Consider the following 22,719-nt stretch of genomic DNA (forward strand, 5'->3'; position numbering starts at 1 on the left):
ACAGTAGAATATGCCGGCGGTAATCAGAGTGTTACCGGGTTTAAGCTATAAAAAAAATGTAGGGGCGGCTAGGGCCGCCCGATACATTACTACAGCTTGGATTCATATTGTTCAATCATTTTGCGAACCATGTGACCGCCTACCCGGCCGCAATCAGCGGAAGTCATTGTGTTCCAACCCTGGGAGCGAACTCGTTCGGCAATTCCTAACTCTGACGCAACCTCTAATTTCATCTGATCTAAAGCGTTTTCTGCAGACGGATTCACAGGTTTTCTCGAACGTGCCATAGTGGCTTTCTCTCCTTTTTAGGCGTGATTTTGTATCGCATGATTGTCGCCTGATTCTAATGTGGCATAAATTCGGTCGAACGATACCATGAAATTAATAGCAATACGGAGGATTACAGGATATGGGTGACGCTATACGACAACGATGCCTTACTCTTGCATTGGAAACTAGCTGTGACGAAACATCAGCGGCTATTGTTGCCGACGGGCGGGTCGTATTATCAAATATTATTTCTTCGCAGATTCCGGTGCACCAAAAATTTGGCGGTGTCGTACCGGAAATTGCTTCTCGCAAACATATTGAGAATGTGATGGCGGTGGTTGATGAGGCGTTGTCTGTGGCCGGAGTCGGCTTAAACGACCTTTCAGCCATCGGAGTGACCTATGGACCAGGGCTGGTTGGTGCCTTGCTGGTCGGTGTTTCCGTAGCTAAGGCGCTTGCCTTTGCGACAGATTTGCCGCTGATTGGTGTAAACCATCTGGAAGGGCATATTTTTGCCAACTTTTTATCGCATGCTGCTTTACAGCCACCTTTTATCGCCCTGGTAGTATCTGGCGGGCATACTTCCTTAATCCAGGTCAAAGACTATCATTCCTTCGAGCTGCTGGGGCAAACCAGGGATGATGCGGCAGGGGAAGCCTTTGACAAGATTGCCCGGGTGCTTAAACTGCCTTATCCGGGTGGTCCTCACATCGACAGGCTGGCTCAGCAGGGAAACCCGGCGGCCATTGCCTTTCCCCGGGCTCTTACAGGCCAGAAAAATTTCGAGTTTAGCTTCAGCGGTTTGAAATCGGCGGTTATTAATTACATTCATAACGCCGAACAGAGAGGAGAACGAATACCGCAGGCTGATTTGGCGGCCAGCTTTCAGGCGGCGGTTGTCGATGTATTGGTTAATAAAACCATGCAGGCCGTCCGGCAGTGTCAGGTAAACCAAGTTGTTGTAGCCGGCGGCGTAGCCGCTAACAGCGCTCTTAAAAGTGCTCTTCAGGAAGCCTGTGACGCTGCAGGACTGGCATTATACTATCCCGACCCCATTCTTTGTACGGATAACGCCGCGATGATTGCTTGTCGTGCTTATTATCAGTATTTACAGGATGACTTGGCAGATTTGCACCTAAACGCCCGGCCTGCTTTGAAATTAGGGAACCGCTGAAGTAATAAGACTATTGACCTGAGCGAGATTTTTTTTGCCTGGTAAAGCAGTAAAATGGGAAAAGGCTGGAGCTGTTTTAGGGGCTTGCTGACGCCGCCAGGTGGAAGAAGGTCCGTCAGGATGAGCGGTCAAAATACACCTGTGGTCGCTTAGACGCTTGAAGAAGAAAGATGTTTGCATTGACTGTTTTCTTGTGGCGGACTTATGTGGTAAATATTTATGAAAATTGAAGCTTTGTTGTTTTAAATTGTCCTAGGAAACAAGGAATTTTTAACCGGTAGGTAGAATAGATATACTTTGAACCATTTTTGGAGGTACTTGTATAGCCATGAGTGTAGTAGGAGATATATGCAGAAAAATAACTACACTGCAATCAACGCAGATTGAATTGTTAGAAAATATCACTGCCAATATGGGACTCATGGCAGATTTGGCTCATGCGCAGGTCACCGTATATGCTAAGGCGAGTGACAATAATTTTGTTGTTATTTTGTCTCAGGTCAAACCACATACGAGTTTTATTCAGCGTAAACCCAGCTTGCTTGGGTCGACCGTACATATTGCGGAAGAGCCGCTGGTTGCCCGTACCTTTGTTTCCGGCCAGTCTATTTGCGGACAGCGTGAATGGGCTCTGGGCATGTGGATGGAAATGCGAACTTACCCGATCTTTGATAACGATGACGATATTATTGCGGTTATCAGCTTTGAGGCCAGCTCGGATGAGGTGCGGGCAGAAGGCCATGGCATTTTAGTGGAAAGCGCGTACATGCTGCAGACAATTTTGCGGGAAAGGTCCAACCGCAAGCTGTTTCGGCCACTCTCAGCCAGTGATGGCATCCTGGTAATTGATGAGAAGGGACAAATAATTTTTGCCAATTCGGCCGCTACCAGTATTTTTAAAGTTTTAGGTATCTCGCATATTGTGGGAAGGCGTTTCTATGATCGCCATGTGGATATGCGGTTGGTTCAAAAGGCGATTCGCAGCAAAGAACCCAGTGAGGTTGAAGTGGAAGCCGGAGGAATGACGCTGGTACAGCGGGTGATTCCGATTGTCAGTGATGCCGGGCTGGTCGCCCGGGTAGTTGTTATTGTCGCCAATGTAACGGAAATAAAGAAAAAAGAAAAAGAGCTTTTGATCAAAGCGGCTGTTATTCAGGAAATCCATCACCGGGTTAAAAACAATCTGCAAACGATTGCCAGTCTGCTTAGATTGCAAGCCCGCCGGACCAAGTCGCAACCGGTTAAAGCAGCTTTGCGGGAAAGTGTCAACCGCATTCTTAGTATTTCTGTCGTGCATGAATTTTTATCGCAACAGGATGCCGAATTTATTGATGTGGCGGAAGTCGCGCGCAATATTCTGGATATGGTGATTCAAAATATGCTGGAGCCGGATTTTAACCTGCAAACAATTTTTAACGGGAATACAGTCATTCTGGCTTCAGAAAAAGCCAGCAGTTTGGCTTTGGTCATCAACGAATTAATCCAAAATTCTATTGAACATGGTTTTATCGGCCGTCGCGAGGGTATGATAGGTGTGGATATTGCCACGTTGGAAAAAACGTATCAAGTGGATATATATGATAATGGCATTGGCCTGCCTGAAGGCTTTAGCCCGCAAAATTCAAACAGCCTGGGGTTACAGATTGTGCGCACTTTGATAGAAGACGATCTTGGCGGCAGTTTTCAGCTATACGCCAATAATGGGACTCATGCGTGCATTACCATACCCCGCGAAGTGGAAGGAGGGAAATAATCATATGCAACCTTTGCGCATTGTGATAGCGGACAATGAATCGATTATCCGCATGGACTTGAAGGAAATACTGGAAGAAGCCGGGCATACCGTGATCGGTGAAGCCAACGACGGGGTGAAAGCGGTGGAATTGGTGAGAAAGCTGCGCCCCGACCTGGTGATCATGGATATAAAAATGCCGGAGATGGATGGAATTGCGGCTGCAAAAGTTATTTCCAACGAAAAACTTTCACCGGTTTTGCTGCTTACTGCATTTAGTCAAAAAGAAATAGTGGAAAGGGCAAAAGATTCAGGTGTGTTAGCCTATCTGGTCAAGCCGGTCAAAGAGGTGAATTTGTTTCCTGCAATGGAAATTGCCCTCTCAAGGTTCCAGGAAATTACCGAACTGGAGCAGGAACTGGAAGGCGTTAAAAACTCTTTGGAGACCCGTAAAATTTTAGACCGGGCTAAGGGTATTTTGATGGATGCCTATAATTTGAATGAAAGTGAAGCATACCGCCGTATTCAGCAGTATAGTATGAGTAAACGGAAATCTATAAGGGAAGTGGCTGAGGCGATTGTAGAGTCCGTCACAAAAAAAAGATAGTAAACCCGGCAGGCTGCTGCTGGGTTTTATCTCATAGGCCGCCTTGCGAGCATTGCCTGCCTGTTTAGCGGCGAGTGTGTAACTCTCAGGGAAGTCCGGTTAGGATCTCTGAGAGTTTCTTTTGCAATTTGAATAAATGAATAAATTTTCCAGACGGGGTCATACTAGGGCATGTAATCAAACTAATGGAATGATTGATGCCGAATGATTTTTACGCCCGGCGAATTATACTCTAAGGGGGAGTGAATTTCCAGCCTTTTTCCTTCTCGTCAGTCAGCCTGCTGCCGGCATGTCCCGCTTGCCCGTCTTGGGGGGCTGTGCAAATAGCTTTATCATTCTCCTGGTGTTTTAAGGCTGACAAGGTGCTAGAATAGGAAAATTATGCTCAAGTTATAAAAAAAGTGGATTTTCCCCCAGAAAGCTCTTGATTTTTTTGTGCAAATTATATATTATAATTTATGGAATTAGCACTCAACCTTAGTGAGTGCTAACAAAAAAATTATAAATGACAAACACGATAAAGGGAGGTCATTTTCATGATTAAGCCATTAGGCGACAGAGTAATTGTTAAAGTTGTGGAAAAAGAAGAAAAGACAAAAAGCGGTATTGTATTGCCGGACACTGCTAAAGAAAAACCGCAGGAAGGTAAAGTGATTGCTGTTGGCACCGGCAAGGTATTGGATAACGGCCAACGGGTTGCGCTTGATGTGAAAGAAGGCGACAGAGTCATTTTTGCTAAATACGGCGGAACAGAGGTCAAATTTGATGGACAGGACTATCTCATCCTCAGTGAAAGAGATATTCTTGCTGTTGTAGAATAATAAAAATCAATTATGGGAGGTAATACATAATGGCAAAGCAAATTATATTTGACGAAGAAGCACGCCGCGCACTCGAAAGAGGGGTAAATGCGCTTGCTAATGCTGTAAAAGTAACTTTAGGACCGAAAGGCCGTAACGTTGTTCTTGATAAAAAATTTGGTGCACCGACCATTACCAATGATGGTGTAACTATTGCCCGTGATATTGAACTGGAAGATCCGTTTGAAAATATGGGTGCTCAGCTTGTTAAAGAAGTTGCCACAAAAACTAACGATGTAGCCGGTGACGGAACCACAACCGCTACTTTGCTGGCTCAGGCTATGATTCGTGAAGGTATGCGCAATGTAGCGGCTGGCGCTAATCCGATGATCCTGAAAAAAGGCATCCAAAAAGCAGTAGAAGCTTTGGTAGCTGAAATTAAAAAGAACGCCGTAAAGGTAGAAACGAAAGACGCCATTGCTCAGGTTGCTTCGATTTCCGCCGCCGATGAAGAGATCGGTACGCTGATCGCCGAAGCGATGGAAAAAGTAGGTAAAGACGGTGTTATTACGGTAGAAGAGTCCAAGACTATGGGCACTGATCTGGAAGTAGTAGAAGGTATGCAGTTTGACCGCGGCTATATCTCTCCTTACATGATCACCGATGCCGATAAAATGGAAGCTGTGCTGAATGATCCTTACATTTTAATCACCGACCGTAAGATTACCGCTATTGCTGATTTACTGCCTGTACTGGAAAAAGTGGTTCAACAGGGCCGCGAGTTGCTCATTATTGCCGAAGACATTGAAGGCGAAGCACTGGCTACGTTGGTAGTAAATAAACTTCGTGGCACCTTTAAAGCCGTGGCTGTTAAAGCTCCCGGTTTTGGCGATCGCCGCAAGGCCATGCTGGAAGACATTGCTATCCTGACCGGTGGCAGCGTTATTACCGAAGAGCTAGGCCGTAAGCTGGACAGCGTGGAAATCACCGACCTCGGCCGGGCCCGTCAGGTTCGCATCTCTAAAGAAGAAACCACTGTAGTTAACGGTTCCGGTTCCTCCGACGAGATCAAAGCCCGTGTAAATCAAATTAAAGCACAAATCGAAGAAACCACTTCCGACTTTGATAAAGAAAAACTGCAGGAACGTCTGGCTAAATTGGCTGGCGGTGTGGCGGTTATCCAAGTAGGTGCTGCTACCGAAGTAGAATTGAAAGAAAAGAAACTGCGCATTGAAGATGCATTGAATGCTACTCGTGCCGCTGTTGAAGAAGGTATTGTCGCAGGCGGCGGTACTACATTCATTGATATTCAGACTGTACTGGATTCCCTGACCCTCATCGGTGACGAAAAGACCGGTATGGAACTGGTGAAACGCGCCATTGAAGAACCTGTCCGTCAGATTGCTAACAACGCCGGCTTGGAAGGCTCGGTTGTTGTGGAAGGCGTGAAAAAATCCGGCAAAGGAATTGGCTTCAATGCGTTGACTGAGGAATATGTTGACATGATTAAGTCCGGTATCGTTGACCCGGCCAAAGTTACCCGTTCCGCGTTGCAAAACGCAGCCAGCATTGCTGCTATGGTGTTGACTACGGAAACCCTGGTTGCTGACAAACCGGAAAAAGATAACGGTGCTGCTGCTGCCGCTGCTATGGGCGGTATGGGTGGCATGGGCGGTATGGGCGGCATGATGTAAGGTGCGCTTTACAAACCAGTAAATAAGCTGGGTATGTTGCTCCCATAACTCCAATGTTAACGATTTGTTAACGAGATTTGTAAAAAATATTAGAGGTTGTCCATAAGTTGACAAAACTTGTGGGCGACCTCTTTTTCATTGTCTTGGTGGCATGTAAATGGTTGTCCTAATAGTCGCAACATTTCACGTTCTGTTTTTTCTTAAGCTTACGGTTAATAGAGCTGGGGTCATATGATAATAAGAAGACATAGTGCATATACACTAATTTCGTGTAGCTTCATATAATGGTAACAAAGGACCGAAAAGGAGGGACAATATGAATTATCCCAGATATCGCTGGAATAAAGCGCCAAATATAATTGATTATGGCCCGAAACCTTTTATTGTAAATATAGAACAGGCGACAAAACAAAATAAGACATTTCGCACCACGATATGGACGGGCGATTTTATGCAGTTAACTCTAATGTGTATCCCTGCTGGCGGTGAGATCGGACTGGAGATTCATCAGCATCTTGACCAGTTCATTCGTATTGAAAAGGGGTTAGGTCTTGTAAAAATGGGCATCCACAAAAATGATTTGTGCTTCCAGAGGAATATCGGTGCTGGATATGCATTTATTATTCCGGCAGGGACGTGGCATAACTTAATTAATAAGGGAGAAGGTTCCTTAAAACTGTATTCAATTTATGCGCCACCTCAACATCCCCAAGGAACCGTGCATGTTACAAAGGCTGATGCCGAGGCAGACGAACATGGCTATTAAGAAACAGCCTGCAGATAGTCCGGTCAAAATTTACATTTATTGCGAATTTTTTACAAATACGATCATTACACGATATTATTGTGAGAATTAAGTTTTATACTGCAATTAATTTACTTTCCGCCCTTGGTGATGAGTGTAAAATGCGAACAGTAGACAGAGCAGGAAGAGAATTAATTTTGCCTTTAGGTGCTATGACTCGCGCTATTATTGAAATATATTATTATTTATGGCCGGATTGATCCTTATTTTTAGAGCCTCACAAAGTGAAAAACTTTTGTGAGGCTCTTTTATATGTCTACAGATGCCTTACACTTTTCTTTCGCTATTGAAAAAAGAGCTTGTTTTTAAGAAAATCCAGGTGATACAAGACCACCAAAGGAAAAACACAAAAAGCGAAACATAGGGGTAAAGCCAAGATCGGAAATCAAATAAGTTTGCATTCCTTACCAAAAGTCCATAACCAACGCTGGCGCAGGAAAAAGTGAAAATATAGGGGTAACGGAAAAGTTTCTTTTTGGGGAAAAAGTAAAGAAATAACATGACAGTTGTAAGCCAGCTTGCCGGAGAAAGAAAATTCTGGCCCCAAGCAGCAAACAGTCCCATATTCTTAAACCACATAATATGAAGAACGTTCTGAAACAGACTAACAATAAGAACATCGCCAAACGCTCCTAATAGAAAACCGTAAATAAAATATTCTTTATAATCTTTTTTCGGAATAAAAATCAAAGTGAAGGAAAAAGTCACAAGCAAATATACTGGGTAAAACAAAAGTGTTACAAGCTCCATCGTGGTTTGTTCCCTTCTTGTCAGTATTTTATAGTATGGTGCCTTAGGGGGGAGAGTTTTATGCAGGTATGGAAAGGAGCGGCGATATGAATCGATCTTTTTGCTCCGTCGGGCATATTGGAGAGCTTTGCTGCATAAGTAGTATTGGGCGAGGTTCTTGCGGATAAGGGGGCGAAAAGATGATTTTTGATTTGCGGCGGTTTAAAACATTCCGGCATTTATTTTACAGCGTAGTCGGCTTGCTGGCGATTAGTACGGTATATATTCAGGTTGCCGATCTGATTCATACCGGTCCGATTGCCATTGCCGGGACCAGGACGGATCAAAAGGTTGTGGCGCTAACCTTTGATCATTCCTGGGGCAATAAATTTACTCCGTCGATTCTGGATACACTGAAACAATATAATGTAAAGGCGACTTTCTTCATTATGGGACCCTGGGCGACAAAATATCCGGACGTTGCAAAGCGCATCGTTGCAGACGGCCATGAGGTAGGCAGTCACGGCTACCGGCATGAAAATTATGGCGACAGGAGTGCTGACTGGGTACGTGAGGATATTCAAAAAGCGCATGCCCAGATCAAGGAAGTTACCGGTGTGGAACCGGTACTGTTGCGTCCGCCGAACGGGCACTATTCCCAAAGTTCCTTGAAGACTACCGATGAACTGGGCTATAAAACGATTATCTGGAATGTCGATTCGCTGGACTGGAAAAATCCGGGAAGAGATGTTATTGTGGAACGGGTCATGAAACGGCTTAAACCGGGCGCTATCATTCTGATGCATGCTTCCGATACACCGGTGCAAACGGCGGAGGCTTTGCCTATTTTGCTGGAAAAGATCAAGGCGGAAGGCTACACCTTTGTGACGGTCGGTGATTTACTGCAAAACTATGCCGGGCAGGGAATTTTGAAGCATTGATGAAAGCTATGGTCGGGCAGTGAAAACTGCCCGTTTTGCATGGAAGCCTGTGCAATTTTTATGTCCTAGAAGGAAATGAGCTGTTTCCGGCGAAAGTAAAAGAGTTACATAATTTGAAGAAGTACTGCTCAAAATTACAAGGGAACACGAAATGAAGGTGCAACTCATATGAACTCGCTGCTAACAACGGCTTCGGCTAACATCATCTCCGGCAAGCGGCTGGATTTTGATGAAGCGATGGCTTTATACCAGCAAGGAGATCTACTGCATTTGGCTAATTTGGCCCGGTCGGTGAAGCACACCAGATCAGGCCGCCAAGTGTTTTTTAATGTAAACAGGCATGTAAATCTGACTAATATTTGTGTATCGCAATGTCCGTTGTGCGCATTTGCCCGTCTGGAGAATAGTGCCGATGCCTATCTGATGGATATTTCCGAGGTGGTGCGGCTGGTGGAAACCGCCGGACGGGAAAATCCTGATCTGACCGAGGTGCACATGGTAAGCGCACTGCATCCGGCAACTCCGTTTAGCTATTATCTAGATGTGATTGCCGCAGTCAAACGGACCTTGCCGCATATTCATCTGAAAGCGTTTACTCCGGTGGAAATTGTTCATTTTAGCAAAATTAGCGGTTTACCGGTGAAGGCTGTGCTTGCCCAGTTAAAAGCAGCCGGTCTGGATTCGCTGCCTGGCGGCGGAGCGGAAATTTTGGATGACGCCGTGCGACAGGTTATTTGCCCCGCTAAAGCAACTACGCAACAATGGATTGACGTTATTAAGGAAGCTCACCGTCAGAATATCCCGACCAATGCCACGATGTTATACGGCCATATTGAAACCGCGGAGCAAAGAATCAGGCATTTGCTGACACTGCGTGATATACAGGATGAGACCGGCGGGTTTCAGGCCTTTGTTGCTTTTCCTTTTCACCCTGAGAATACAGGGCTGAGCAGCAAGGCAAGAAGAGCGAGCTGCTGGGAAGATTTAAAACTGATTGCTATGGCTAGATTGGTATTGGATAATTTTGACCACATCAAAGCGTTTTGGATGATGCTCAGCCTGCCGGTTGCTCAACTGGCACTGCATTTTGGTGTTGATGATTTGGACGGTACCGTTCAGGAGGAAAAAATCATCCATGCCGCCGGAGCGACTACCCAAAAGGGGATAAGCAAACAGGAACTAATTACACTGATACGGGAAACCGGCTATGTTCCGGTCGAGAGGGATACCTTCTACCATCCTGTAAAGGTATATGGAGAGGATGGCTCTGATCATGCTAAAGCCTAAACTTGGACACATTAATTTTATTAACTGCCTGCCGTTGGATTATGGGCTGACGCAGGGCGGTTTTGCCCGGGGAATGGATATTTATCCCCAGGTTCCTTCGGCTTTGAATGAGGCTATTGTGGCAGGTCAACTGGATATAAGCCCGGTTTCTTCTATTATGTATGCCTTGCATGCCGATCAATTTTTCTTGCTGCCCAACGTGTCTATTAGTGCGGCCGGTGGCTTACAAAGTATCCTTTTGGTAGCCAAACGTCCAATTGAGGAACTGAACGGCGCTCATATAGCTTTGACTTCCAAATCGGCCACTTCCCATGTGCAGCTCAAAATTGTGCTTGAGCAAGCTTATCATCTATGTCCGCAATATGCTGTCAGTGCGCTTTCTTTGGCGGAAGGCGTGCTGGATACGGCCGACGCGGTATTGTTTATCGGCGATGATGCGCTGCATGCCTATTTGAACCGGCAGGACGGCTACTATTATTATGATATGGGGGCCGAGTGGCGTAAGTTGACGAATCTTTCCATGGTATATGCCGTATGGGTCGTTAACCGTAAGTTTGCCCAAGAAAATCCAGCGCTTGTGCAATATGCTTATGAACAGGTAACCGGTGCTTTCGCTTATGGCTTAACGCATGTTGAGGAAGCTGCTGCGGCCAGGGAACGGCACGCTCCGTTCAGTGCGCGGCAAATCTCTGATTATCTAAAGCTATTGAACTATGGCTTTACGCCGCAGCATGAGGAGGCTTTGCTTACTTATTACAGGCGTGCCCAGACGCTTGGCTTGCTGTCGACTGTTCCGGAATTGAGAATGGCGGAGGTAATGCTATGACGGATCGCTTGACGGCAAAACAAGGACAAGCTTTATTGGAAAAGGAAGATATTTTAGCGTTAGGTCTGGCGGCTGATGCCAGACGAAAAGAATTGCATCCCGATAATGTAGTTACTTTCATTGTGGACAGGAATATTAATTATACCAATATTTGTGCCAGTGAATGTCATTTTTGTGCCTTTTACCGGCAGCCTGGCCACCAGGAAGCCTATTTGCTGCCCACCACGGTGATTCTTGATAAAATAAGTGAGACCATGGAGGCCGGCGGTACGCAAATTATGCTGCAAGGCGGCCTTAATCCTGCTTTGGGCCTCGACTATTATACCGGTCTCTTGCAGGAAATCAAAAAGCGGTACCCTATCACCATTCATTCCTTTACGCCTACCGAAGTGCTGTATGTCGCCAGAAAAGAAGGCTTGTCCGTCGGTGAAACCTTAAAACGGCTGCAGGCGGCGGGATTGGATTCCCTGCCGGGCGGTGGGGCGGAAATCCTGGTCGATGAAGTGCGGCAAAGAGTCAGCCCCAAAAAAATCAGCGCCGGCGAATGGCTGCAGGTAATGGAAACGGCCCATGCGGTTGGGTTGAAAACGACGGCAACGATGGTGATCGGCATGGGAGAGACCTATGCTCAGCGGATAGAACATATGGATAAAATCCGCAATTTACAAGAAAAAACAGGCGGTTTTCGGGCCTTTATTATGTGGTCCTATCAGCCGGGCAACACTAAGCTGGGCGGTGAGAAAATTTCAGCCTGGGAATATTTGCGTACGCTGGCGATTGCCAGATTGTATGTGGACAATGTCCGTCACATACAGGGTTCCTGGGTGACTCAGGGCGAACGGGTCGGGCAGTTAACCCTGGCCTTTGGTGCGGATGATCTGGGCAGTATCATGCTGGAGGAGAATGTGGTCAGGGCGGCCGGTACGGCTTATCAAATGTCTATTGACAAGATGACCGGCTTGATCCGGGCGGCCGGCAAACAGCCGGCGCAGCGTGATACGGCCTATCATATCATAAAACATTTTTCCGAGGTGAAACCATGACTATGGTAAAAGCAAGTTATGCAATTATCGGCGGTTCCGGGACTTTGTCCAGTGATTTCCCGGCCGGCATGCAAGAGGATAACATTACAATATTGGACGACAATCTGGAGTTTGAAACTCCTTATGGCGTAAGTCCGGCCTTCCGGCTGTTTCGTGTGGATGATAAACAGGTGCTTACCTGCAAAATGCACGGCTGGCGCAGCGGCGTCAGCCGGGCTGATGCCTCCCGGCAAATCTTCTGGGTGTTCAGGGAAGCAGGAGTCAAACGGATTATTTCCGAAGGCGGGGTCGGTTCGGTTAACCATCTGCTTGATCCCCGTGATTTCGTTATTCCTCACGATTATATAGATATGTCGCTGCGGAAGGATGTCGGGCTGGAGGGACGGTATTTACTGATTATGCGTGATTCCCTGTGCCCCGAAATCCGTTCGCAATTGTTGGAACACACGCGGCAGCACTACGAGGGGCGTATTTTTCAACGCGGCGTGTATGCCGTGACCGACGGGCGTCATTTTGAAAGTCCGGCGGAAATTGCCATGCTGCAGGGACATGCTGATATTGTAGGTCAGAGCCTGTGCCCGGAAGTCTATCTGGCCCGGGAAATTGGAGCCTGCTATGCCGGATTGTATTTCGTTGTCAATTATGGTGAAGGTGTGGTCAAGGATTGGTCCCATCAGCAATTAAGCGATATTTTTTACGATGATGCGCCGCTGATTGGCCGGATACTTATTGATACCATTCGTCAAATGCCGGTGGAGGGAACTTGTGGCTGTAGCGAATTAAGGAAGGAAACCTTGCTAAAAACTATTTACAATAAGTAGGCGGATATGATATAGTACGCTCTAAGTAGGAGGGATTGTTACATTTATGAAACATAGTGAATTGGTAATAATTATGGATTTTGGCGGCCAATACAGCCAACTGATTGCCCGCCGGGTTCGCGAATGCGGCGTATATTGCGAGATCGTGCCTTTCAATACGCCTATTGAAAAATTGGCTGCCATGAATGCAAAAGGGATTGTTTTCTCCGGAGGCCCATCCAGTGTCTATAGTGAACAGGCTCCTGTCTGTGATACGAAAGTATTCGAAATGGGCGTTCCTGTTTTAGGAATCTGCTATGGGATGCAATTTATGGCCCATACGCTGGGGGGCAAAGTCTCTCACGCTGATACCAGGGAATATGGTAATACTAAGCTGTATGTCGACTTGAACCAGGGTATTTTCAGTGAAACAGAGAAGGAAACGCAGGTGTGGATGAGCCATGGCGACTACATTGAAGCGGCTCCGGCCGGTTTTAGCGTAACTGCCCATACTAAGAGCACGCCGGTGGCGGCTATGGCTGATGAACAAAAGCGCATTTATGGTGTGCAATTCCATCCGGAAGTGGTACATACGCCGGAAGGCATGAAGATGCTAAAGAGCTTCCTGTTCAGTATTTGCGACTGTAAGGGCGACTGGAATATGGGGTCCTTTGTGGATCAGGCGATTCAGGCCATTAAGGCGCAGGTGGGCAATAAGCGTGTTTTGTGCGCCCTGAGCGGCGGCATTGATTCTTCGGTGGCGGCTGTGCTTGTTCACCGGGCCATTGGCGATCAGCTCACCTGTGTATTTGTAAACCATGGTTTCCTGCGCAAGGGAGAGCCGGAACAGGTAGTGAAGACCTTCCGTGACGGTTTCCATATGAATCTGGTCTATGCCAATGTGGTGGACCGTTTTATGAAACGGGTGGAAGGCGTTACCGATCCCGAACAGAAGCGTAAAATCATCGGTGAAGAATTTATCCGGGTTTTTGAAGCGGAAGCCGAAAAATTAGGCGAAATTGACTTCTTGGTACAAGGCACTTTATATCCGGACGTTGTGGAAAGCGGTACGGCTACGGCAGCGGTGATTAAAAGCCACCACAATGTGGGCGGTTTGCCGGAAGACATGCAGTTTGCCCTTGTCGAGCCGCTGCGTGATCTGTTCAAGGACGAAGTGCGGGCTCTGGCCAGAGAACTGGAACTGCCGGAAGATATTGTTTGGCGCCAGCCTTTCCCGGGACCGGGACTGGCTATCCGGATTATCGGTGAAATCACCGAAGAACGTCTGGATATCTTAAGAGAAGCTGATGCCATTGTGCATCAGGAGATCAAAAAGGCCGATTTGTACCGTAAGGTATGGCAATCCTTTGCCATTTTGCCGGCCATGAAAAGCGTCGGAGTCATGGGCGACGAGCGCACCTATGCCTATACGGTAGGGCTGCGGATCGTATCCAGCGAGGACGGTATGACCGCTGACTGGGTACGGTTGCCGTACGAAGTGCTGGATGCTATTTCCCGCCGGATTGTTAACGAAGTGAAAGGGGTCAACCGGGTTGTGTACGACATAACCTCCAAACCGCCTTCCACGATTGAGTGGGAATAAAGAATATGTCGTAGGGCACTGCCATTTATCCGCCAAAGGGCAAAATGGCTTAGCCTGCCGACATAGAAAAAACGACCTTGCATTAAAGCTTTTCGAAGCTTGTGCAAGGTCCTTTTTTTATCCTCAACCCGCGTAAACACAGGGATTTCTGCCTGCTAAAAAGAGCGGTCACCATGGAGTGGCGGGCATTCCTGGCGAAGTCAGGGAGAATACAGGGAAATGCCCTTTGGAGCATAAATGGCTTAGCCTGCCGACATCGAAAAAACGACCTTGCATTAAAGCTTTTTACGAAGTTTGTGCAAGGTCTTTTTTTATCCTCAACCAGCGTAAATACAGGGAAATGCCCTTTGAAGAATAAATGGCAGTGCCCCAAGAATAAAGAGTCTATAAACCCTTATAAAGTCGGGGTTTATAGGCTCTTTTTCTACCCCGCGCACTAAAGGAATTTCTGGCTTTGTGGACTGCATCAAAATCACTTAACACTGATACCGCAAGCTATAGGCTAAATAAAGGATTGGGATATAGAGCAGTAAAGAATACTTGGCGTTTGAGGGAATTATCAGCTTTGAGTGAGCCGCTGCCGGCAGAGAAATATTATTCTTATACTCAGGGAGCTAAATAAGCCTTGTCATTTAATTGTGTTTATTTTGTATGCTACATTGCTATGTATTGGGACATACTAAAATAGATTTAGCAGAAAGATTAAGGGGGATTTTAATGGACATGCGGGACCATACGATCCAGGGGTTCCTTGCTGGACTAATTGGCTCTATGGCTGAAATGTTTTTTACTCTTACTATGTATTACGGATTTGGGTTAACTAAATATCGGTTCATGGATTTTGCAGGGATTATAAACTTTAACCAAATACCAGATAGTTTATTAGTAGCCGTTATTGCGGAGTCAATTGTTTATATTTTTTGTGGATTTCTAGGGATAGTCTTTATAATGATGCTGAAGGTTTTGGGTAGACAAAATATTATATTGAAAGGTACTCTTTTTGGTGTTTTATACTGGTTTTTAATCAATGTTTTTCGTCACAGCATTTAGGATTGAAGGATTGTACCCTACTAATTTCGTGACATCGACGGTACATTTAGTAGGAGGATTAATCTATGGAACAACTACCGCCTATGTTTATACTTATTTAGTCAAAGCGTATAAACAAACAAGTGCGAATCTCATTCCACAGCCAGTACTTAAACCATTAGTACAAGAAAATCAAAATGAAAAATAGATAGATTGTACAAGATGACTCTATTGAGCCGTCTTAATGTAGGCAGGGCAGCGTCTATAAGTAAATGCTTGCTCTTTTTATCTTACTACCTTTTGTTTATACGTCTGTTTCTGTCTCTGATTTTTCAAGGTGGGAGATTTTATCGAATAAATTGCGAACGGTTTAATCATATTATTCTTAATGAGAAGAGGAGGCCTGAATTTGGAAAGGGATACATTTAGCAGAGGGTTTTTAGCAGGTATAAGCGGAGGTATTGCGATGCTGGCCTGGAGTCTTTTGTCAGGAGCGGTGTTGCAAATTTCTCATTTGCGTAATGTAGATTGGATGGCCATTATGATATTTGCTCATCCCCCCGCTTTTGAATTAATAGAAACTATTATAGCTATGATCGTCAATGTATTTTTTTGCGGGGTATTAGGAATTCTTTTTGCCTACTTGCTGCCCTTGATAAAGCGTGAGAAAATTTATTTAAAAGGATGGGTATTTTCCCTAGTAGTTTGGCTTGGCGCTTATGCAATCTCAACTATATTTAAGGTAGTTGGGACTACACCGACTTCAGTTGAGACAGCAATACTAAATATTAGCGGAGCGACTGTATATGGTCTTGCACTGGCTTATACAACAAATAAATTGCTTTATGGAGAAATCAAATCGTCATACGGAACGAATGTGGCACCGGCAATGAAGCCCCTGGGAGATAGAGAAGATAAAGAGAAGTAATGGTAAGCTGACTAAATTCGGTTGAGTGGCAATAAAAAATAACCCTGTGAGACCGAGCGTCAATGGTTTTACAGGGTTATTTTTTTGAAGTACTAGCACAATATGCTGTTCTTAGCGAAATAATCAGAGGGGACTGCCGGGAGAACTCTTCTGTATTCCCCATGGTCTGCCATACAAAGAATAGGGCAGGCTTTGTAGAAATAAGCATGATATAGCTGGATGCAACTAAATCTATGAAATATGGCAGGTGCTTTTCTGCAGAATAGTTATTTTGTCCGATAATAATTATTAGTGGAAAATAATTGACAAATCTTTCAAAGGAGATTAGAGTAAAAGTATTAACAGTACAAGGAGGTTGAATGATGGGCGAAGTGTTTTTAGCGCGCTGGCAGTTTGGCATTACTACGGTGTATCATTTTTTGTTTGTACCTCTTACACTGGGCTTGTCTATTCTGGTGGCATTGATGGAGACAGCCTATGTACGAACCAATAATCCTATTTACAAACAAATGGCTAAGTTTTGGGGCAAATTATTTCTTGTCAACTTCTCTGTAGGTGTCGTCACCGGTATTGTTCAGGAATTCCATTTTGGTATGAATTGGTCCGAGTATTCCCGGTTCATGGGGGATATTTTTGGCGCACCCTTAGCGCTGGAAGCGTTAACCGCTTTTTTCCTGGAATCCACCTTCCTGGGAATATGGATTTTCGGCTGGGACCGGTTGTCCTCCAAGCTCCATGCACTCTGTATTTGGATTGTCGCGCTATCCAGCAATTTGTCGGCCTTCTGGATATTAACGGCTAATTCTTTTATGCAGTCGCCGGCTGGGTATGCCCTAAAAAATGGCCGGGCTGAAATGACGGACTTTATGGCTTTAATTAAAAATCCTTATGTATGGAACCAGTTTCCCCATACAGTTCTGGCAGGGCTGGTAACGGCAGGAATTTTCGTTATGGCAATCAGCGCCTACCATTTGCTGAAGAAAACACATTTGGACTTTTTCCGTTCTTCTTATAAAATCGGGGTAATCTGTACCTTGCTCTGTGGCTTTCTGGTTATGGGCACAGGGCATCTGCAGACACAATATGTTGCCAAGGTACAGCCAATGAAACTGGCTTCGATGGAAGCCCTTTGGGAGTCTGCCGATCCGGCTCCTTTTGCCATAGCTGCCGTCATTGACGAAAAGAATCAGGAAAATCCCGCCGAACTTGCGGTGCCCTATGCACTAACCGTGTTAGCCCATGATTCTTTTACGGGAGAAGTAAAGGGTATCAAGGAGTTACAACAGCTTTATACGGATAAATACGGACCGGGCAATTACATACCGGCTGTGACACAGCTCTTTTGGTGTTTCCGTATCATGATCGTATCAGGCATGTGGATGCTGCTACTGGCGGTAGTCAGTGTTTTGGCTTGGTATTTAAAACGTCTGGAATCGTCGTCGTACCTATTAAAGGCGGTGCTTTGGAGCCTGCCGGTGCCGTATCTGGCCAATTCCACCGGCTGGTTTGTCACGGAAGGCGGACGTCAGCCCTGGATTGTTTATGGTTTGCAGAAGGTGAGTCAGGCTGTTTCGCCTAATGTGACGGCTACCGAGCTTTGGATATCGCTGACCGGCTTTACTTTGGTATATGGCGTACTGGCTATTGCCGCAATATATCTGGCCCGTAAGTTTATATTGAAAGGGCCGGAGAAGGAGCAGCCGGTCAAAACGGGGACGGTAAAGGAGGCGACATTATGGAGCTGAATGTACTGTGGTTTATTTTGATTACCGTATTATTTTCCGGATTTTTCTTTCTGGAAGGGTTTGATTATGGCGTAGGTATGTTGCTGCCTTTTCTAGGGAAGGATGATACGGAACGGCGGATTATCATTAATACTATTGGTCCTGTCTGGGATGGCAATGAAGTTTGGATGATTACGGCGGGCGGGGCCTTGTTTGCCGCTTTCCCCCATGTATACGCCACCCTGTTCAGCGGGTTCTACATGGCTCTGTTTTTATTGCTTATGGCGCTGATTGTGCGCGGGGTGGCCTTTGAATTCCGCAGCAAGGATGAAAATAGAACCTGGCGCGCCACCTGGGACTGGATGATTTTTATCGGCAGTGCCGTACCGGCCTTGTTATGGGGTGTGGCGGTCGCCAATTTGATTCAGGGCGTTCCAATTGACGAGAAGATGCATTATGTGGGAACCTTTTTCGATTTGCTCAGTCCCTACTCCTTGACCGGTGGCTTGGCATTTCTGCTGGTATTCTTGTTTCATGGCGCTCTATACCTTGCTTTGAAGGTGGATACCAAGCTAGTGGAGCGAATTCGCCGGACCGCGTTAAGCAGCGGCGCAGCGGCAGCAATAGTCTTTCTGGGCCTATTGGGCTTGAGCTATGCAAAGACCGATTTATTTGCCAGCTCGCTGGCGGCAGTCGCTTTTTGGGGAGCCGCAATTATTTTCGTCCTGGGCTATATTCTTGCCTGGCAGCGTAAGTACGGCTGGGCGTTTGCCACAAGCAGCCTGTCGATTATACTAACTACGGTTGCCTTTTTTGCCGGGTTGTTCCCCCGTTTTATGGTTTCCAGTTTAAATCCGGCCTGGAGTCTGACTATCCATAATTCGTCATCTAGCATCTATACGTTGAAAATCATGACCGTGGCGGCCCTTTTACTGGTGCCGGTCGTGCTGGTCTATCAGGCCTGGACCTATTGGGTATTTAGAAAACGGGTAACGGCTAAAAGCTTAGAATATTAAGCATATTTTTTATCAACGTAAAACAGGCTATATTGCCGGATTAACCGGAGTATAGCCTGTTTTATCGTGCAGGTTTTTTTGGAGGTTGACCATGATTGATAAACGGTTGCTGCGGGAAGCGCGGCGGCATAGCCAATGGTTTTTATTGATTATTCTTTTGGGCCTGGCGGTCGGGATTTGTGCGACCCTGCAGGCTGATTATTTGTCCCGGATTATTAGCGGGGTATTTTTGGAAGGACTGAGGCTGCAGGACGTGAGGGACTGGCTGTCGATTTTGCTGGTTATTGCCGGTGGACGGGTGCTTAGCGGCTGGTTTTTGGAACTGGCAGGACACCAACTGGCGTTTGAGATTAAGCGGGACTTGCGTCAACGGCTGCTTGATAAAATATTGCGCATGGGACCTGTTGCCGGTGCGTCTGAGCAAACAGGGGAGCTGACTAATCTTCTTCTGGAGGGCATTGAGAATATAGAGCCTTATTTTGCCAGGTATTTACCACAGGTATGCGTAACGGCACTGATTCCCTTAACTATTCTAGTCAGTGTTTTTCTGCGGGATAAAATTACCATGGTCATTCTGCTTATTACGGCGCCGCTGATCCCTGTATTTATGATATTGATTGGCAAACTGGCGGAAAAGAAATCAAAACAGCAGTGGGAGTATCTGTCGCGGGTCAGCGGTCATTTTTTTGATGTGCTCGAAGGTCTGACGACATTGAAGCTGTTTGGCCGCAGCAGGGAGCAAATCAAGGTGATTGCCGCCATGAGTCAGGGGTTTAGTGCTGCAACGCTGAGCGTGTTGAAGATTGCGTTTCTTTCGGCGTTGGTCCTGGAATTGGTAGCGACAATCAGCACGGCCCTGGTCGCTGTTGGGATTGGTCTTAGGTTGTTATATTCTCAGATTTATTTTAAAGAGGCTCTGTTCGTCCTGCTGTTAACACCTGATTTTTTCCTGCCGTTGCGGCAGCTTGGCAGCCAGTTTCATGCCGGCCTTTCCGGAGTTTCGGCGGCTGAACGTATTTATGGCTTGCTAAACAGGGACTTTACGCCGGCAAAGTTTGGTGACCGGACTTTTGCCGAGGAGGCAGACTGTACTGTGGCGGTAGAGGCAGTAAGTTTTTGCTACCCCGACAGGGATAAGGCGGCCTTAAAGCGAGTGTCCTTTGTCTTGAAGCCCGGTGAGAAAACGGCGCTGATTGGGCCTAGCGGTGCGGGAAAGAGCACCTTGGTGAATCTGCTTATTGGTTTTTTGGTGCAGCAGGAAGGCAGTATCAAGGTTAACGGTGTCAGGTTGCAGGACTTTAGTCTGTTGGAGTGGCAAAAACAAATTGCTTTGGTGCCGCAAACGCCGCATCTTTTTTGCTGCTCGGTGGCCGATAATATTCGTATGGGGGACGAAACAGCGACGCTGGCGGCTGTTGTAACAGCGGCGCAGGCTGCCGGTGCCCATGACTTTATTCAGGCTTTGCCAGCCAGATACGATACGATATTGGGCGATGGCGGGCAAGCTTTGAGCGGCGGTGAAGTAAAGCGAATCGCGCTTGCCAGGGCTTTCCTAAAGAATGCTCCACTCTTAATACTGGATGAAGCAACTACCGGCCTGGATCCTTATAATGAGAAGCTGCTGGACGAGAGTGTCGACCGGTTGATGCAGGATAAAACGGTTCTTATTATAGCGCATCGTCTTTCGACGGTTCGTTCCGCCGATCAAATTGTGGTTCTTGCCGGCGGCCAGGTGCAGGAAAGTGGAACCCATCACGAACTCATTGAACAAAAGGGAGCTTATTATACTATGCTGAACGGATTCCAGGGAAGCTTATGAAATTTTTGTGGCGAATACTTACTTATATAAAGCCGGCAGGACCGATGATGCTGTTAGCTGTTTTACTGGGCTGTCTGGCTGTGGCCGGCAATGTGGGCCTGCTCTCTCTGGCAGCCTATCTGATTTCACTTGCGGCGCTGCATCCGCCGTTGGTGGCCTTGTCGACCGCTATTGTGGGCGTACGCTTTTTTGGTATAGTCCGCGCTTTATTGCGTTATTTGGAACGGTACACGGCGCATTCGGCCACTTTCTCACTGATGGGGATGCTGCGGACCTGGGTATATGCCAGAATCGAACCGTTATTACCGGCTGAGGTGCAGCGAAATAACGGGGAACTATTAACCCTGCTTATGCAGGATGTGGAAACCATGAGAGATTTCTATTTGCGGCTGCTGGCGCCCCCGGCCGTTGCCGGTATAATCTTATTGGCGGCTTTACGCCTGCTTTCTGAACTTGATACTGCTTTTTTGTATGTTCTGGTGACTGCCTTTTTTATCTGCGGTGTTTTATGTCCGGCTGGGATGTATTATTGGCAGCTTGGCAATGCCGGCCAATTACTGCGGACCAGGGCCAGCCTAAACGGGCATATTGTGGACGGAATTGCCGGTATGACCGAGCTGGCCGCCTTCCAATACGGTGAAAAGCTGACGGGCCAAATGATCAGTACCGGAGAGCGGTTGACGGTTTTGCAGGCCCGCATTGCCTGGGGACAGGCAACCACCGAGGCTATTGGCCTGTTTACGCTGCATGGCAGTGTCTGGTGTGTACTTTACCTGGCAGTCCGGCTGGTTGAAACAGGTCAATTACCGGGCGTGTATCTGGCTGTTCTGGTTTTTGCCGTCCAAAGCGGTTTTGAAGCGGTTCTTCCCCTGACGGCGGCCAGCCGTTATCTGCCGGAAAGCGCTGCGGCGGCAAAACGCCTTTTTTCCTTACCGGAATCTGCCGTCAGCCAGGGAAGGGCGCAGCGCGAAGATAGACTCAATGGAACCGTGACTTTAGAGCGGGTTGAGTTCCGCTACAGCAAGGACGCTTCACCGGTGTTGAAAAATATCTCTTTCTCCCTGCGGCCGGGGCGGCGGATTGCCGTAGTGGGGCCAAGCGGGGCGGGAAAAAGTAGTCTAATAGCCGCATTGCTGCAGTTTGGTTACTGCGACAAGGGCTGCATCACGTTCGCTGGGAAAGACAGTACTTATTTCAGCCCCGAGGCAGTGCGGGAACTTTTTAGTGTTGTGCCGCAGCAGGTTTATTTATTTCACGCCAGTATAAAAGAAAATATCCTGTTGGCTAAACCGACGGCAAGTCAGTCTGAACTGGAAGCTGTTATTTCTCAGGCTGCTCTTGGCGAACTGATTGATTCGCTGCCGCAAGGTGTTGATACATTGGTGGGGCAGCAGGGGCAAGCGTTGTCAGGCGGACAACGGCAGCGGATTGGCATTGCGCGGGCTTTGTTAAAGGAGGCCCCCGTATTGCTGCTGGATGAACCTTTCGCCCATTTGGATACGCTGACAGCCGGTCGGGTGCTGGCAGGACTTCAAGAGGCCTTGCGGGAGCGTAGCTCTTTGTGGATTACCCATCAGTTGACCGGCCTTGAAATGATGGATGAAATACTGGTTGTTTATCAGGGAGAAATTGTAGAACGGGGCACTTTGCGGGAACTGCTGGCGCAGCAGGGAATGTTTTGGCAAATGTGGTGTCTGCAGCAGGACCGTTTGCCTTTTGAGTAGGATAAAGTGCAGAGTCATTTTGGAGGGATTGTCTCGTAATCTGGTCGCTTATGCTTCGGTTTTGCCTAAAAAGCCACTGACTGATTCGCACTGCCCGCCCTTAACGGATTTTTTTCGTCATAACGGCAGGCTCATTAAATCAGCGCTTCATTGCTTGACATGCATAAG

At 46.9% G+C, this 22,719-nt stretch carries 20 protein-coding genes; 18 read left to right on the forward strand and 2 right to left on the reverse strand.

From position 1 onward, the window contains the following. Positions 1–89 precede the first annotated feature (89 nt). On the reverse strand, positions 90–287 hold the full coding sequence (locus F3H20_RS03015) for an alpha/beta-type small acid-soluble spore protein (protein WP_091745251.1): 198 nt from the start codon (positions 285–287) through the stop codon (positions 90–92). A 122-nt stretch (positions 288–409) separates the two neighbouring features. On the opposite strand from F3H20_RS03015, the gene tsaD reads away from it, so the two are divergent. The 6 genes from tsaD to F3H20_RS03045 all read left to right on the forward strand — a co-directional run bounded on the left by tsaD (position 410) and on the right by F3H20_RS03045 (position 7,043). Next, positions 410–1,444, forward strand: a complete 1,035-nt coding sequence (gene tsaD, locus F3H20_RS03020) for a tRNA (adenosine(37)-N6)-threonylcarbamoyltransferase complex transferase subunit TsaD (protein ID WP_149733487.1) — start codon at positions 410–412, stop codon at positions 1,442–1,444. Between the two features lie 328 nt (positions 1,445–1,772). Next, positions 1,773–3,197, forward strand: a complete 1,425-nt coding sequence (locus F3H20_RS03025) for a sensor histidine kinase (RefSeq protein WP_149733488.1) — start codon at positions 1,773–1,775, stop codon at positions 3,195–3,197. A 4-nt stretch (positions 3,198–3,201) separates the two neighbouring features. After that, the gene (locus F3H20_RS03030; protein WP_149733489.1) at positions 3,202–3,783 is read left to right on the forward strand and encodes an ANTAR domain-containing response regulator; all 582 of its coding nucleotides are present in this window, start codon (positions 3,202–3,204) and stop codon (positions 3,781–3,783) included. 536 nt (positions 3,784–4,319) lie between these two features. Then, complete coding sequence (gene groES, locus F3H20_RS03035; protein WP_091745243.1) at positions 4,320–4,604, forward strand: co-chaperone GroES; 285 nt, start codon at positions 4,320–4,322, stop codon at positions 4,602–4,604. Positions 4,605–4,633: 29 nt separating this feature from the next. Beyond that, positions 4,634–6,277: a chaperonin GroEL gene (gene groL / locus F3H20_RS03040; RefSeq protein WP_149733490.1), complete on the forward strand. Its 1,644-nt coding sequence runs from the start codon at positions 4,634–4,636 to the stop codon at positions 6,275–6,277. A 316-nt stretch (positions 6,278–6,593) separates the two neighbouring features. Then, positions 6,594–7,043 (forward strand): cupin domain-containing protein, encoded by a 450-nt coding sequence (locus tag F3H20_RS03045; protein ID WP_149733491.1) that lies wholly within the window; start codon positions 6,594–6,596, stop codon positions 7,041–7,043. A gap of 306 nt (positions 7,044–7,349) precedes the next feature. Here the strand turns inward: F3H20_RS03045 and F3H20_RS03050 are convergent, their stop codons facing one another. Beyond that, positions 7,350–7,832 (reverse strand): hypothetical protein, encoded by a 483-nt coding sequence (locus F3H20_RS03050; RefSeq protein WP_149733492.1) that lies wholly within the window; start codon positions 7,830–7,832, stop codon positions 7,350–7,352. A gap of 179 nt (positions 7,833–8,011) precedes the next feature. Between F3H20_RS03050 and pdaB the strand changes: the two genes are divergently transcribed. From pdaB to cydC, 12 genes are all read left to right on the forward strand, one after another. Next, positions 8,012–8,752 carry a polysaccharide deacetylase family sporulation protein PdaB gene (pdaB, locus tag F3H20_RS03055; protein WP_149733493.1) on the forward strand — a complete coding sequence of 247 codons (741 nt, stop codon included), beginning with the start codon at positions 8,012–8,014 and terminating at the stop codon, positions 8,750–8,752. A 168-nt stretch (positions 8,753–8,920) separates the two neighbouring features. Beyond that, positions 8,921–10,039, forward strand: a complete 1,119-nt coding sequence (mqnE, locus tag F3H20_RS03060; RefSeq protein ID WP_149733494.1) for an aminofutalosine synthase MqnE — start codon at positions 8,921–8,923, stop codon at positions 10,037–10,039. Continuing rightward, on the forward strand, positions 10,026–10,865 hold the full coding sequence (locus tag F3H20_RS03065) for a menaquinone biosynthetic enzyme MqnA/MqnD family protein (protein ID WP_149733495.1): 840 nt from the start codon (positions 10,026–10,028) through the stop codon (positions 10,863–10,865). The genes mqnE and F3H20_RS03065 overlap by 14 nt, the downstream gene beginning before the upstream one ends. Next, a complete protein-coding gene (gene mqnC / locus F3H20_RS03070; protein ID WP_149733496.1) occupies positions 10,862–11,908 on the forward strand; it encodes a cyclic dehypoxanthinyl futalosine synthase in 1,047 nt (348 codons plus the stop codon). Before F3H20_RS03065 ends, mqnC begins: the two co-directional genes overlap by 4 nt. Then, a complete protein-coding gene (locus F3H20_RS03075; RefSeq protein ID WP_149733497.1) occupies positions 11,905–12,729 on the forward strand; it encodes an MTAP family purine nucleoside phosphorylase in 825 nt (274 codons plus the stop codon). The genes mqnC and F3H20_RS03075 overlap by 4 nt, the downstream gene beginning before the upstream one ends. Positions 12,730–12,775: 46 nt before the next feature. Then, complete coding sequence (gene guaA / locus F3H20_RS03080; RefSeq protein ID WP_149733498.1) at positions 12,776–14,311, forward strand: glutamine-hydrolyzing GMP synthase; 1,536 nt, start codon at positions 12,776–12,778, stop codon at positions 14,309–14,311. 717 nt (positions 14,312–15,028) lie between these two features. Further along, positions 15,029–15,361, forward strand: a complete 333-nt coding sequence (locus F3H20_RS03085) for a hypothetical protein (protein ID WP_149733499.1) — start codon at positions 15,029–15,031, stop codon at positions 15,359–15,361. A 388-nt stretch (positions 15,362–15,749) separates the two neighbouring features. Then, on the forward strand, positions 15,750–16,268 hold the full coding sequence (locus F3H20_RS03090) for a DUF6789 family protein (RefSeq protein ID WP_149733500.1): 519 nt from the start codon (positions 15,750–15,752) through the stop codon (positions 16,266–16,268). Positions 16,269–16,630: 362 nt separating this feature from the next. Continuing rightward, a complete protein-coding gene (locus tag F3H20_RS03095) occupies positions 16,631–18,013 on the forward strand; it encodes a cytochrome ubiquinol oxidase subunit I (protein ID WP_149733501.1) in 1,383 nt (460 codons plus the stop codon). Then, the gene (gene cydB / locus F3H20_RS03100) at positions 18,004–19,008 is read left to right on the forward strand and encodes a cytochrome d ubiquinol oxidase subunit II (RefSeq protein WP_149733502.1); all 1,005 of its coding nucleotides are present in this window, start codon (positions 18,004–18,006) and stop codon (positions 19,006–19,008) included. Before F3H20_RS03095 ends, cydB begins: the two co-directional genes overlap by 10 nt. Positions 19,009–19,099: 91 nt before the next feature. After that, positions 19,100–20,827, forward strand: coding sequence for a thiol reductant ABC exporter subunit CydD (gene cydD, locus F3H20_RS03105; RefSeq protein ID WP_149733503.1), 1,728 nt, complete (start codon positions 19,100–19,102; stop codon positions 20,825–20,827). After that, positions 20,824–22,551, forward strand: coding sequence for a thiol reductant ABC exporter subunit CydC (cydC, locus tag F3H20_RS03110; RefSeq protein WP_149733504.1), 1,728 nt, complete (start codon positions 20,824–20,826; stop codon positions 22,549–22,551). The genes cydD and cydC overlap by 4 nt, the downstream gene beginning before the upstream one ends. Positions 22,552–22,719 lie beyond the last annotated feature (168 nt).

It is taken from the genome of Propionispora hippei DSM 15287 (assembly GCF_900141835.1).
GTDB classification, from domain to species: Bacteria; Bacillota; Negativicutes; order Propionisporales; family Propionisporaceae; genus Propionispora; species Propionispora hippei.